The 13,264-nt window shown below is 62.7% G+C and carries 11 protein-coding genes; 4 read left to right on the top strand and 7 right to left on the bottom strand.

Translation table 11 applies throughout. The annotated features are described in order from the left end of the window. Positions 1–211 precede the first annotated feature (211 nt). The 7 genes from B9A19_RS02805 to B9A19_RS02835 form a co-directional block, all read right to left on the bottom strand. The gene (locus tag B9A19_RS02805) at positions 212–3,295 is read right to left on the bottom strand and encodes a bifunctional diguanylate cyclase/phosphodiesterase (RefSeq protein ID WP_084089021.1); all 3,084 of its coding nucleotides are present in this window, start codon (positions 3,293–3,295) and stop codon (positions 212–214) included. Between the two features lie 80 nt (positions 3,296–3,375). After that, complete coding sequence (locus tag B9A19_RS02810) at positions 3,376–4,389, bottom strand: septal ring lytic transglycosylase RlpA family protein (protein ID WP_084089022.1); 1,014 nt, start codon at positions 4,387–4,389, stop codon at positions 3,376–3,378. A gap of 2 nt (positions 4,390–4,391) precedes the next feature. Beyond that, complete coding sequence (gene rodA, locus B9A19_RS02815; protein WP_084089023.1) at positions 4,392–5,504, bottom strand: rod shape-determining protein RodA; 1,113 nt, start codon at positions 5,502–5,504, stop codon at positions 4,392–4,394. Next, positions 5,497–7,458 (bottom strand): penicillin-binding protein 2, encoded by a 1,962-nt coding sequence (gene mrdA, locus B9A19_RS02820; protein ID WP_217806966.1) that lies wholly within the window; start codon positions 7,456–7,458, stop codon positions 5,497–5,499. The genes rodA and mrdA overlap by 8 nt, the downstream gene beginning before the upstream one ends. After that, the gene (gene mreD, locus B9A19_RS02825) at positions 7,455–7,961 is read right to left on the bottom strand and encodes a rod shape-determining protein MreD (RefSeq protein WP_084089024.1); all 507 of its coding nucleotides are present in this window, start codon (positions 7,959–7,961) and stop codon (positions 7,455–7,457) included. The genes mrdA and mreD overlap by 4 nt, the downstream gene beginning before the upstream one ends. Next, entirely contained in the window at positions 7,961–8,857 is an 897-nt protein-coding gene (mreC, locus tag B9A19_RS02830) for a rod shape-determining protein MreC (protein WP_084089025.1), read from the bottom strand. The genes mreD and mreC overlap by 1 nt, the downstream gene beginning before the upstream one ends. Positions 8,858–8,949: 92 nt before the next feature. Next, complete coding sequence (locus B9A19_RS02835) at positions 8,950–9,993, bottom strand: rod shape-determining protein (protein ID WP_084089026.1); 1,044 nt, start codon at positions 9,991–9,993, stop codon at positions 8,950–8,952. A gap of 148 nt (positions 9,994–10,141) precedes the next feature. On the opposite strand from B9A19_RS02835, the gene gatC reads away from it, so the two are divergent. From gatC to B9A19_RS02855, 4 genes are read left to right on the top strand one after another with little or no spacing between them, the layout of a single operon-like run. After that, the gene (gene gatC, locus B9A19_RS02840; protein ID WP_084089027.1) at positions 10,142–10,429 is read left to right on the top strand and encodes an Asp-tRNA(Asn)/Glu-tRNA(Gln) amidotransferase subunit GatC; all 288 of its coding nucleotides are present in this window, start codon (positions 10,142–10,144) and stop codon (positions 10,427–10,429) included. Further along, complete coding sequence (lpcA, locus tag B9A19_RS02845; RefSeq protein WP_084089028.1) at positions 10,426–11,019, top strand: D-sedoheptulose 7-phosphate isomerase; 594 nt, start codon at positions 10,426–10,428, stop codon at positions 11,017–11,019. The genes gatC and lpcA overlap by 4 nt, the downstream gene beginning before the upstream one ends. A 19-nt stretch (positions 11,020–11,038) precedes the next feature. Beyond that, positions 11,039–12,490: an Asp-tRNA(Asn)/Glu-tRNA(Gln) amidotransferase subunit GatA gene (gene gatA / locus B9A19_RS02850; protein ID WP_084089029.1), complete on the top strand. Its 1,452-nt coding sequence runs from the start codon at positions 11,039–11,041 to the stop codon at positions 12,488–12,490. Between the two features lie 9 nt (positions 12,491–12,499). Beyond that, positions 12,500–13,243: a GNAT family N-acetyltransferase gene (locus B9A19_RS02855; protein ID WP_139798617.1), complete on the top strand. Its 744-nt coding sequence runs from the start codon at positions 12,500–12,502 to the stop codon at positions 13,241–13,243. Positions 13,244–13,264: the final 21 nt, after the last annotated feature.

A 13,264-nucleotide genomic window follows, 5' to 3' on the forward strand; every position in this document is an offset into this window, starting at 1 on the left:
GCATTGTTTTTGTGCATGGTCCGACGAGTGGATGGCGTTTTTGTGATGTTAAATGTTCGTTTTGGTTCGATTTGCCGCGGGGCCGGAAATGACAGCCCGTTTGCCTGAAGGCATGGTGATGCGGGCAAAAGGCAGCGGAGCGCGCATAAAAAACCCGGCAAAGCCGGGTTCCTGGGATTGCCGCTTTGCGGGCAAGGGCTGCGGGGAGGGCTTAACCGGAGATGGGGGCGACTGATGAGGACAGCAGCATGCCTTCGGGGTTGCCGAGCAGCTTGCGGAATTCGCTGGCGTTGAGCGGGCGGCTGAACAGATAGCCCTGGATGGAGTCGGTCTGCGCGCGGCGCAGGAATTCAAGTTGCAGCGGTGTTTCCACGCCTTCGGCCAATACCGACATGCCCAGCGTCTTGCCCAGACCAATGATGGCCAGCACGATGGCAGCATCGTTGGCGTCCGACGCCAGGTCGCGCACGAAGCTCTGATCCACCTTGAGCTTGTCGAAGGCAAAGCGCTTCAGATAGGACAGGCTGGAATAGCCGGTACCGAAGTCGTCGATGGAGAGCTTGACGCCCAGCCGCTTGATGCCGTGCAGCATGGCCATCACGTGTTCGACTTCCTGCATTACCACCGATTCGGTGACTTCGATTTCCAGGTATTGCGGCGCCAGCCCGGCACTGCTCATTGCGTCCGATACGATGTCCAGCAGGTTGGACTGGTGCAGTTGCAACGGTGACAGGTTGACCGCAATGGTGATGGGCGGCAAGCCGGCAGCCTGCCATGCCGCGGCATGGCGGCAGGCTTCCTGCAGTACCCAGTTGCCTATGGGTACGATCATGCGGCTTTCTTCGGCTACCGGAATGAACTTGGCCGGCGAGATCAGCCCTTGTTCCGGGTGATTCCAGCGGATCAGCGCTTCGGCACCGATCACGCGGTTGTCCTTGAGGCTGACCTGCGGCTGGTAATACAACTCGAATTCGCCATTGGTCAGCGCGTGGCGCATGCTGGTTTCCAGCTCCAGCCGCTCGGACGCGCGCACATTCATGTCGGCGGTGAAATACTGGAAGTTGTTGCGGCCGCTTGATTTGGCCTGATACATCGCTACGTCGGCATTGCGGATCAGCGTGTCGGGGTCGTTGCCGTCATCGGGATAAACGCTGATGCCGATCGAGGTGGTGGTAGCAAAGCCGCCGGCTTCCAGCTCGAAGGGCTCGGCAAAGGTCTGCAGCAGGTGCTCGGCGGTATCGCCGGCCTGCATGGCGTCCTTCAGTTCTGTCAGCACCAGCACGAACTCGTCGCCACCCAGCCGTGCCAGGATGTCGGAGCGGCGCACGATCTTGCGCAGTCGTTCGGCCACCTGGTTGAGCACCTGGTCGCCGGCTGCGTGGCCCAGCGAGTCGTTGATGGTCTTGAAACGGTCAAGGTCGAGGAACAATACTGCCAGCTTGCGGCCGAAGCGCTCCGACGAGGCGACTGCCAGCCGCAGCTCGTCGCGCAGCAGGTTGCGGTTGGCCAGCCCTGTTACGCTGTCGAAGTTGGCCAGCTCGGTAATGCGCTCCTGTGCTTCCTTGCGCTCGGTGATGTCGGTCATGGTGCCGATCAGCCGGGTGGGGCGGTTGCGGCTGTCGAATTCGACAAAACGCCCCTGCGACTGGAACCAGCGGTGGCCGCCTGATTTCACCTTGCGGCGGAATTCGATGCTGAACTGCTGCGAGGCGCCGGTGTAGTAGTCGCGGAAGGCGCCGATCACCATGTCGCGGTCGGCCACGTGCAGCTGTTCCTTCCACTTGTCGAAGGTTTCGATCAGCTCGCCCGGCTCGAAGCCCAGCAGCCGGTCGTATTCCGGGCTGGTGACGGCATTGCGCCGGTTGTCGAGCGGCATGTCGAACAGGCCGGTGCTGGACGCTTCCAGCGCCAGCCGCAGTTGCTGCTCGCTTTTGATGATGGCCTCTTCGGCCAGCCTGCGCTCCGAGATGTCGCGCACCACCGCGCAGTTGTATTCCTGTCCCTTGAAGACGATGTGGTTGGAATACACCTCGGTGGGGAATTCCTCGCCGGCACGTGTGCGCAGCGTGATCTCGTCGAACAGGTGCTTTTGCGCGCGCAGTTTGTCCCAGAAGCGCGGCCAGGCGTCGCTGCGGAAGGTGGGATTGATGTCGCGGAAGCGCATGGTCAGCAACTCGCCCTCGGCGTAGCCTAGGCGGTTGCAGGCGGTGGCATTCACATAGCGGATCTGCCCGTGCGGATTGAGCCAGATGGCCAGATCGGCACCGCGCTCCACCGCGACCTTGGTCAGATAGAGGTCGGCCTCCGTACGCTCCTGTCGCTTGATCTGGCGCAGCAGGTAAAACAGCAGCAGCGAGCCGGACAATACCGCCAGCGCGCTGATACCGCCATTGATCCAGCTTTCCTGCCGCCAGGGTTGCAGCACGGTTTCGCGGTCTATGCCCACCATGATGCCCAACGGGAGGCCTGATACGCGCCGCCAGCCATAGATGCGCGTGACATGATCGGTGGCGCTGGTTTCTGTAAATACGCCGCTGTCGCCCAGGCGAAAGGCGTTTTCAAAGAAGGTCTTGCTTGACAGGTCACGCCCGTTGTTTTGTTCATCAAAGGGGAAATGGGCCAGCGAAAGGCCATCATCACGGAAGATGTCCAGCACCACCGCGCGGTTCTGGCTCACATTTTGATAGATACGCTGGAAATAGGCGGGTTGCAGGCCGGCGATCAGTGCGCCAACGAAGCGGCCCTGCTTGTCCGACAGCGCGGTGCTGACCGGTATGATGCTGAGCTTGCCGGTCGGGTCGGGCTGCTGCTCGGCAATATAGTAGGGCGAGGCCGGCTGCGAGCGCGCTACCTTGAAGTAATGCACTTGCGACAGATTGTGCTCTGGCGGCGGGTGCAGCAGGCTGGACGCCGCCAGCTGACCGTCATCATAGGCGACTGCGTAGCTTACCAGCTGGGGTGTACGGCCGATCTGGCGCTGCAGATAGGCATGCAAGCAGGCGCCATCACGTGCAGCCAGGCACAGGCGGAATACATCATCCTGCTGCACACTGAACAAGCCGTTGACGGTGCCGTCGAGCGTACGGCCCACATGTTCGTCCACCGTTTGCGCCAGCGTGAGCATCTGTTGCTCGGCGGCGGCCAGCGTTTCGCGGTAGCCGCGGTAGATGGACCAGCTGACGGCCGCAGCGACGAAAATCAGCACGCTCAGCGACAGGGCGATGAGCACGTGGCGGATCTGGCCGAAGGAGCGCAGGCTTTCCTGCTCAGGCTGGCTGGCCGCTGCGCGTGCCACGGGTATATCCCTTGTATTTATGCGTGTACTTCATTTTTGGGCGAAAGCCGGCCCTTTGCAACCGCGGGGGCATGCCGTTGTTATTTCACCACGAGTGCTTGCAGATTATGCTCGCCGGTGATGCGTTCTGCCGCGGCCAGCGCAGCTTGCCGATCCGGGTAGGGGCCAACGCGCACGCGGTGCAGATTGGCATTGGTCTGGATTACCACCTGCGCCGTGCCATCGTCGATCAGGCGCGACCATTTGTCGCGGAAGGCCTCGGCATTGGCCTGGTTGCCGAAGGCGGCCAGCTGCAGGTAGATGCCGTCGCTGCCGGTGCTGACCGGCACCTTTTGCGGCTGTGTCGGCGTGGCAGCCGGCGGCGGGGTGATGACCTTGGCTTCGCGATTGGCGGCTGCGGCAATGGCGACCGGGGCATCCGTCGGCAGCAGGCTTTCCACTTTCAGCTCGGTGCTGCCGTTCATGGCATAGCCCAGCCGGCAGGCGGCGAGGAAGGACAGGTCCATTACCCGGCCCTTGTGGAAGGGGCCACGGTCATTCACGCGCACGATCACGCTGCGGCCGTTTTTCACATTGGTGACGCGCGCATAGCTCGGTATGGGCAGCACCGGCGAGGCAGCGGTCATCTGGAACATGTCGTAGACCTCGCCGCTGGAGGTCCTCTGGCCGTGGAACTTGCGGCCATACCACGAACCCATGCCCTGCTCGGTGAGCGCGCCGGGGGTTTTCAGTGGCGTGAACGACAGTCCCAGTACGGTGTAGGGATTGTTGGCAAAACGGTGCAGCGGCTCCCAGCGCGGTACGGGTTCCGGCGTCAGGTCCAGACTGGCCGGCAACGCGTCCATCGGGCCGTCATCCTTGTAGAACCCGCCTTTGCCGGCGCCGGCCGATGCATACACGCAGGGGTAGGGCGACGGATTGCCATTGCTGACCACCGGTGGCGTGACCGGCGAGGTCGGGCTTACCGGGTTGTTGCCGCGCTCGGTGACGGGCGCGCTCTGGCGCGGCGTGCTGCTGCAGGCGGCAAGCAGTATGGCCAGGAGGGTGGCGCCAAGCCGTGCAAGCGGGTGTTGCAGCAGGGTTCTGTTCGGCATGGTCACGCCTTCATCAGTTTGCGGTCGCGGCCTATGCTCATCAGGATGCCGAAACCGGTAAGGATGGACAGCATGGACGTGCCGCCGTAGGACACCAGCGGCAGGGGCACGCCCACCACGGGCAGGATACCCGACACCATGCCCATGTTGACGAAGGCATATGTGAAAAAGGTCAGGGTGATCGAGCCGGCCAGCAAGCGGCCGAACAGGGTGGAGGCATTCATTGCAATGGTCAGGCCACGGCCGATTACCAGCAGATACATCACCAGCAGCACGGCATTGCCCGCCAGGCCGAATTCCTCGCCGAACACGGCGAAAATGAAGTCGGTGGTGCGCTCGGGAATGAAATCGAGGTGGGTCTGCGTGCCATTCAGCCAGCCCTTGCCCAGGAGACCGCCCGAGCCGATGGCAATGGTGCCCTGGATGATGTGATAGCCGGCGCCCAGCGGGTCTTCCATCGGGTCGAGCATGGTGGCCACGCGCTGGCACTGGTATTCGCGCAGCAGGTGGATGCACAGGTTCCAGTGCGTGACGGTATACGCCATGCCACCGCCCGCCAGCGCCATGGCACCGATCAGCCACCACGGCAGGCCGGCAAAGAACAGGATGTAGAAGCCCGACGCGGCGATCAGCAGCGCGGTGCCCAGATCGGGCTGCTTGAGGATGAGGCCGACCGGAATCAGCATCAGCAAGGCGGCCACGACGAAATGGCGCCAGTTCAGGTGTGCCTCGAAGTGGTGGAAATACCAGGCCAGCATCAGCGGCAGCGCAATGCGCATCAGCTCGGACGGCTGGATGCGCGTGATGCCGACATTCAGCCAGCGCGTCGCACCGTGACTGGTGACACCGAAGAACTGCACGCCCAGCAGCAGCAGCACCCCCAGCACATAGGCAGGCAGGGCCAGCCGCATCAGGTTCTGCAGCGATATATTGGCCACACACCACATGGCCACGATGGCAATGCCCATGAAGGTGAGCTTGTCACTCACCTTGTCCATGTCGCGGTTGGATGCCGAATACAGCACCACGACCGACAGCACCAAGACCAGCAGGGTAAAGAACAGCAGCCACGGATCAACCGGGCGCTTGATGCCTTCCCAAATCCGCTTAATCATCGCCGCTGCTCTCCACATCCGATGCGTTGATGGCCGGCGCGTTGGGCTTCTTGCCGGTCAGGTAATAGTCGAGCACCTGGCGGGCAATCGGCGCGGCCGTAGCTGCGCCAAAGCCGCCGTTTTCCACCAGCACCGCCAGCGCGATCTTGGGATCGTTGGCCGGGGCGTAGGCGATGAACCACGCGTGGTCACGCAGGTGTTTCTTGGTGCCGCTTTCCGAATACTTGCCACCCTTCAGGCTGAACACCTGCGCGGTGCCGGTTTTGCCGGCAGCCTCGTATTGCGCGCCGGCAAACGCCTTGGCGCCGGTGCCTTCCTTGACCACGCCGGCCATGGCACGGTGAATGACGGCCAGATTCTCGGGCTTGAGCGGAATGGTTTTCACCGGCATGGGCTCGACCACCGTGCGGCTGCCCTTGTCGGCATCCTCGATGAACTGCACCAGGTGCGGCTTGAACATCACGCCATCATTGGCCAGGGTGGCGGTGGCGTGCGCCATCTGCAGCGGGGTGTAGGTGTTGTAGCCCTGGCCGATGCCCACCGAGATGGTTTCGCCGGCAAACCACTTCTGCTGTGCCGGATTCTTGAAGCGTTTTTTCTTCCATTCCTGGCTGGGCAGCACGCCTGGCTGCTCACCCTGGATGTCGACGCCGGTAGGCTGGCCGAAATCGAACAGCTTCATGAAGCGCGAGATATTGTCGATGCCCATGGTGTTGGCGAGCGAGTAGTAATACGTATCGCACGACACCACGATGGAGCGGTACATATCGACCATGCCGTGACCACCTGCCTTGTCGTCGCGGAACTGGTGGCCACCGAACCAGAAGAAGCCCGGGTCGGCAATGGCGGCATTGGCGCTGCGGAAACCGCCTTCGAGCGCAGCCAGCGCCATGAAGGGCTTGAAGGTGGAGCCAGGCGGGTAGGTGCCGCGCAGCGCGCGGTTGTTCAGCGGCTTGTCGGGCGATTCGTTCAGGTCTTTCCAGTTCTGCGGGTCGATGCCGTCGACGAACAGGTTGGGGTCGTAACCGGGCTTGGATACCAGCGCCAGAATGCCGCCGGTCTTGGGGTCGATGGCCACCAGCGAACCATTGTTGTCGCCAAACGCGTTTTCGGCGATTTCCTGCAGCTTGATATCGACCGACAGCACCAGATTCTGCCCCGGCTTGGGCTGGGTACGGCGCAGGGTGCGAATGGCGCGGCCACCCGAATCGATCTCGACTTCTTCAAAGCCGGTGGTGCCGTGCAGCTGTGATTCGTAGAACTGCTCGATACCCACCTTGCCGATATGATCCGTGCCGCGATAGTTGGCGGTTTCGCCGGCGTCTTCCAGATCGGCCAGATCCTTGTCGTTGATGCGGCCGATATAGCCGATCAAATGGCTGGCCAGCTCGCCCAGCGGATAGTGGCGGAACAGCCGTGCCTTCACCTCGATGCCCGGGAACTGATAACTGTTGGCGGCAAAGCGTGCCACTTCCTCGTCCGAGAGGCGCGTCTTGATCGGCAGCGACTCGAACTCCTTGGTTTCATCCATCAGCTTCTTGAAGCGACGTCTGTCCTTGGGTGTGACCTCGATGATCTTGTTCAGCCGCTCTATGCTCTGTTCGAGTGAGTCGGGCAGCTTGGATGGCGTGATTTCCAGCGTATAGGCCGAATAGTTGTGCGCCAGCACCACACCGTTGCGGTCCTTGATGATGCCGCGCGAGGGTTGCACCGGCACCAGCGAAATGCGGTTGGCCTCGGCCATGGTCTGGTATTTGTCATGCTGCAAGGTCTGCAGCCAGACAAAGCGTGCCAGCAGGCAGCCGAACAGCGCCAGCACGAACAGCGCGGCTGCCACGATGCGCAGCTGGAAGGCGTAGCGCTCGGCATTGGCGTTCTTCAGTTCATTGGTCGAGGGAGGCCGCATCCGGCCCTTGACGGGCTTGGAAAACAGCGTGCGGCGGCGGTATTTCATAAATTGACGACGACGGGCTTGCGCTGGTGGGACAGCATCAGGTTGCACAGCGGCGCCCACAGCACCGCAGCAAGAACATTGCCGACAAAGTAGGCCCAGCCGACGAAGTTGTTGCCCAGCGCCAGCTGGATCAACACCATCAGCGTCTGGCCCAGCGTGAGCAGGCCCAGTGCCACCAGCGCCTGTTGCCAGAACGGAAACACGGCAATCAACCGCTGGCGCGACAGCGTCAGGTAGGCCATTACGGTATAGGCCAGCGCATGCTGGCCCAGCACGTTGCCGTCACCCACGTCCATCACGATGCCGAGCAGGAAGGCGGTGGCAATGCCGATGCGGCGTGGCTGGTTCAGGGTCCAGTACACCACCATCATGGCGACGAAATCAGGTGCGAAGTTGGCCACGCTGGCCTGCCACGGCAACAGATTGATCAGCAGTGCAATGGCGAAGGTCAGCAGGATGAAGGTAATGCTGACCGGGCGCAGCAATTGGCGGGTAACGGGCATCAGCGGCCCCTTTTCGGTTTGGTGGCCGGTGCGGAGGCGGTTTCCTCGACCGGATAGGCGGGGCGACCGCCCGGCGCGTCCAGCAACAGCAGGAAGCGGTGCTTGTCGACCTCGGCCAGCGGCTCGCACAGGATGCGCGCGAACGAGGTGGCCTGGCGATCAACCTTGACCACCTTGGCGACCGGCAGGCCGGCCGGGTAAATCCCGTCGATGCCCGAGGTATGCAGCATGTCACCCACCTGGATGTCCACGTTGGGCGCCAGATTATGGATTTCCAGCAATTGCTGGCGGCCCATGCCATAGACAACGGTGCGCATCTGCGTGCGTTCCACTTCGACCGGCACCATGTGGTTGCGGTCGGACAAGAGGCGTACTTCGCTGGTCAGCGGCTGTACGCGCACCACCTGGCCGACGACCCCGCGGCTGTCGATGGCGATCTGCCCGGCATGCACACCCTGCTTGTCGCCACGGTCGACGATGAGCTTGGCCGAGAACGGGTCGCGGCCGTTATACAGCACCTCGGTGAGCTGGCTGGCGCGCGGCTGACTGGCCTGTGCGGCGGTCAGGCCGCGCAGATAGGTGTTCTCGGTTTCCAGTGCCTTGAGCTTCATCTCGTTGGCCCTGGCCACCAGTTGTGCATCGTGCAGCTGGCGGTTTTCGGCCTGCAGGTCGGCTTGCCGGGTCAGGAAGTCATTGCCGGTGCGGATGGCCTTGAACGGTGCCGTCGCCAGCCATTGCAGCGGATAGAGCAATACGGAAATCTGTTCGCGCACGCGGCCCAGCATGCTGTAGCGCGCATCGCCGATGACGAGCGCAAGCGACAGCATGGCAAACACCAAGAGCCGCGTGAGCGGCTTGGGGCCTTGCTTGAAGAAAGCGGGTTGATTGGATTGCATCGTAAACACGCATGCGTCCGTTAAATGCACAGCGCCCGGTGCGAACACCGGGCGGCAGGATCAGGCCGGACGATTCATGCGTCGCGTCCCACTTAGTCGTTGGTGAAGATGGCGGTGGCCTTGTCGAGCTTTTCCAGCGCCTTGCCGGAGCCGCGCACCACGCAGGTGAGCGGGTCGTCGGCGACGATGACCGGCAGGCCGGTTTCTTCCATCAAGAGGCGATCCAGGTCGCGCAGCAGCGCGCCGCCACCGGTCAGCACCATGCCCTTTTCGGCAATGTCGGCGCCCAGTTCCGGCGGGGTCTGTTCCAGTGCCTGCTTTACGGCGGACACGATCTGGTTCAAGGGTTCGGTCAGTGCTTCGAGGATTTCGTTGCTGGAGATGGTGAACGAGCGCGGGATGCCTTCGGCAAGGTTGCGGCCCTTCACTTCCATTTCGCGTACTTCGGCGCCCGGGAAGGCCGAGCCGATGCGCTTCTTGATGTCTTCGGCGGTGGTTTCACCGATCAGCATGCCGTAGTTGCGGCGGATGTAGTTGATGATGGATTCATCGAACTTGTCGCCGCCGACGCGCACGCTGGAGGCGTAAACGATGCCGCCCAGCGAGATCACGCCCACTTCCGTGGTGCCGCCGCCGATGTCTACCACCATGGAGCCGGTGGCTTCTTCGACCGGCAGGCCGGCACCGATGGCCGCTGCCATTGGTTCTTCGATCAGCTCGACCTTGCGCGCACCGGCGCCCAGTGCCGATTCACGGATCGCGCGGCGCTCAACCTGGGTGGAGCCGCAGGGGACGCAAATCACGATACGCGGAGGGGAGCTGAACAGACGGCTCGGGTTCACCTTTTTGATGAACTGCTTGAGCATTTGCTCGGTAATGGTGAAGTCGGCAATCACGCCGTCCTTCATCGGGCGGATGGCGTTGATGCTGCCCGGTGTGCGGCCGAGCATCTTCTTGGCTTCGGCGCCCACTGCCAAAATGGTTTTTTTGCCCGAGGGGCCGCCTTCCTGCTGGATGGCGACAACCGACGGCTCGTCCAGCACGATACCTTTGCCCTGCATGTAAATCAGCGTGTTGGCTGTGCCAAGGTCAATCGCAATATCGTTGGCGAAATAGCCGGAAAGGAGACCAAACATCGTGTGCTCGCAGTGATGAATTCTGTATAGGGGAGTTGCGCCCCGGCGCGGGCTGGCAGGGTGGCCCGGCGGTTTGGGCGAATCAAGGGCGGTATGATACCCTAAGGCGCTGACGTTAATGAAGGTTTAGTGGGGGAGAATTACCGTTATGTCCCTGTCTTTGGACGACGTACGGCGTATTGCCAAGCTGGCCCGCATTGCGGTGTCGGATGATGAAGTTGCTGCGACGCAACAACAGCTCAATCGCATCTTCGGTTTGATCGAGGAAATGCGCGCCGTCGACACCACCGGCATCGAGCCGATGTCGCACGCGCAGGACGTTGCGCTGCGCCTGCGCGACGACGTGGCCACTGCCGCTAACCGCCGCGAAGCCTTCCAGGCCGTGGCGCCGGAAGTCGATGGCGGCCTGTATCTGGTCCCCAAGGTGATCGAGTGAGTCGCGTCGCAACGCATTTGCGCGAAGCGGCCGATCTGCTGGCACGCGTGCTGGCCGATCAGGTGTTTCTCGATGCGGTGGAAGCCGCTGCCGATACGCTGGTGCACAGCTTCAAGCAAGGCGGCAAGGCAATCTCCTGCGGCAACGGCGGCTCGCATTGTGACGCCATGCACTTTGCCGAGGAATTGTCCGGCCGCTACCGCGATGATCGCCCGGCATTGCCGGCCATGGCCGTGTCCGACCCGTCGCACATCACCTGCGTGGGCAACGATTACGGCTTCAACGAGATTTTTGCCCGCCAGGTGGCCGCTTTCGGTCGTGCCGGCGACGTGCTGGTGGGGATTACCACCAGCGGCAACTCGGCCAACGTGATCCGCGCCGTGGAAGAAGCCCGCGTGCGCGGCATGAAAGTGGTCCTGCTGATGGGCAAGGACGGTGGCAAGCTCAAGGGCGCTGCCGACGTTGAAATCATCGTGCCGCACTTCGGCTATGCCGACCGCATCCAGGAAATCCACATCAAGGTCATCCACACCCTGATCGACCTGATCGAGCAGGGCATGGGCTACAGCCAGCCTGCCAGCCCGAACTGAACAGACACAAGCCAACATCATGACTGTACGCACACTCAAGCAGCTTTCCGACCTGCTCGCTGCCGGCAAGACCTCGGCGGTTGAACTGGCGCAGGATTATCTGGCGCGCATCGATGCGCTCAACCCGACGCTGAACGCCTTCATCACCGTCGATCATGCCAAAACGCTGGCCGAGGCCCAGGCGGCCGATGCCGCGCGCGCAGCCGGCAATGCCGGCCTGCTGACCGGCGCGCCCATCGCGCACAAGGACATCTTCTGTGCCGAGGGCTGGAAAACCAGCTGCGGCTCGAAAATGCTGGATAACTTCATCTCGCCTTATGACTCGACCGTGGTCGAGAAAACCCGCGCTGCGGGGCTGGTGACCCTGGGCCGGCTGAACATGGATGAATTCGCCATGGGCTCGTCCAACGAGAACAGCTTTTACGGCGCGGTGAAAAACCCGTGGGACTTGCAAGCTGTGCCGGGCGGTAGCTCGGGCGGTTCGGCCGCTGCCGTGGCTGCGGGCCTTGCGCCGGTCGCCACTGGCACTGATACCGGCGGCTCGATCCGCCAGCCGGCCGCGTTCTGCGGCATTACCGGCATCAAGCCCACCTATGGCATCGTCAGCCGCTACGGCATGATTGCCTACGCCTCGTCGCTGGATCAGGGCGGCCCGCTGGCGCATACCGCCGAAGACTGCGCGCTGCTGCTGAACGTGATGGCCGGTTTCGACGAGCGCGATGCCACCAGTCTGCAGCACGACAAGGAAGACTACGCACGCGATCTGAACCAGCCGCTGGCCGGCCTGCGCGTTGGCCTGCCGCGCGAGTATTTTGCCGAGGGCCTGGCGGCCGATGTCGCCGGCGCCATCGATGCAGCAATCGGCGAGCTGAAGAAGCTGGGTGCCGCCGTGGTCGAAATCAGCCTGCCCAATACCAAGCTGGCGATTCCGTCTTACTACGTGATCGCACCCGCCGAAGCATCGAGCAACCTCAGCCGCTTTGACGGCGTGCGCTATGGCCATCGTGCCGCGCAGTACGAGGGCCTGAACGGCATGTACGAGCAGACCCGTGCCGAGGGTTTCGGTACCGAGGTCAAGCGCCGCATCCTGACCGGTTCCTATGTGCTCAGCCACGGTTACTACGACGCCTACTACCTGCAGGCGCAGAAAATCCGCCGCATCATTGCCAACGATTTCCAGGCCGCGTTCGCCCAGTGCGACGTGATTGCCGGCCCGGTGGCACCGAATACTGCGTGGAATCTGGGCGAAAAGAATGCCGATCCGGTGGCCATGTATCTGGAAGACATCTACACGCTGGGCGTGAATCTGGCCGGCTTGCCGGGCATGAGCGTGCCAGTGGGTTTTGGCAACAATGGCCGTCCTGTCGGCATGCAACTGATCGGCAATTATTTTGCCGAGGCGCGCATGCTGAACGTGGCGCACCAGTACCAGCAAGTGACTGACTGGCACAACAAGGCACCGGCGCTGTAAGTGACTGCCGTGGCTGCAACGCGGATCGTCCAGCTGGAGGCGCTGACCACCTCGGCGTGGCCGGCGCTCAGCACCGAATTACTGGACGGCTGGCTGCTGCGCTTTGCCGCCGGCTATACCAAGCGCGCCAATTCGGTGCTGCCGCTGTATGCCGGCGCGCTGCCGGATGAAGCAAAGATCGAGTACGTTGAAGCACGTTACCAGGCCGTGGGCCAGCCAGCCGTTTTCAAGCTGACCCCGGCAACAGCCGCACTGGATGCCACGCTGGCAGCGCGCGGTTATGAACTGGTGGATGCATCCAGCGTGCAGACGCTGGATTTGCAGCGCGAGCGCTATCAGCAAGACCCGCAGGTGACGCTGTGGCGCCAGCCTGACCCGGTCTGGTTTGATGCCTTTGCCGGCATGAGCGGGCTGACCCCGGCGCAGCGCGAAGCGGCCGCCCGCATGCTGGCAGGCTATGCCTGCAATACCGCATTTGCCGTGGTGCGGCAGCACGAGCGCATTGTGGCCTGCGGCTTTGCCGTACGGCAGTGGGACAGCGTGGTGCTGTTCGACATCGTGACCGACCCGGCCGAGCGCCGCAGCGGTTATGGCCGCCGCTTGGTGGATAGCCTGCTGGCCTGGGGGCAGGAAGCCGGTGCCACGCAGGGCTTGCTGCAAGTGGTAGCGGACAACGCACCGGCCGTGGCGCTGTATGCCGGCTTCGGTTTTGCCGAGCAATATCAATATTGGTATCGCCGTCAGCCTGGCTGACGACGATGGAACGAAAGAAGA

The sequence above is a fragment of the Andreprevotia lacus DSM 23236 genome, assembly GCF_900176275.1.
Lineage (GTDB): Bacteria > Pseudomonadota > Gammaproteobacteria > Burkholderiales > Chitinibacteraceae > Andreprevotia > Andreprevotia lacus.

What these genes read in the sequence shown, in the direction of transcription:
- mreD (WP_084089024.1), bottom strand. Translation starts at nt 7,961, where the DNA reads ATGCCCGTTACCCGCCAATTGCTGCGCCCGGTCAGCATTACCTTCATC.
- B9A19_RS02810 (WP_084089022.1), bottom strand. Translation starts at nt 4,389, where the DNA reads ATGCCGAACAGAACCCTGCTGCAACACCCGCTTGCACGGCTTGGCGCC.
- rodA (WP_084089023.1), bottom strand. Translation starts at nt 5,504, where the DNA reads ATGATTAAGCGGATTTGGGAAGGCATCAAGCGCCCGGTTGATCCGTGG.
- gatA (WP_084089029.1), top strand. Translation starts at nt 11,039, where the DNA reads ATGACTGTACGCACACTCAAGCAGCTTTCCGACCTGCTCGCTGCCGGC.
- mreC (WP_084089025.1), bottom strand. Translation starts at nt 8,857, where the DNA reads ATGCAATCCAATCAACCCGCTTTCTTCAAGCAAGGCCCCAAGCCGCTC.
- mrdA (WP_217806966.1), bottom strand. Translation starts at nt 7,458, where the DNA reads ATGAAATACCGCCGCCGCACGCTGTTTTCCAAGCCCGTCAAGGGCCGG.
- B9A19_RS02835 (WP_084089026.1), bottom strand. Translation starts at nt 9,993, where the DNA reads ATGTTTGGTCTCCTTTCCGGCTATTTCGCCAACGATATTGCGATTGAC.
- gatC (WP_084089027.1), top strand. Translation starts at nt 10,142, where the DNA reads ATGTCCCTGTCTTTGGACGACGTACGGCGTATTGCCAAGCTGGCCCGC.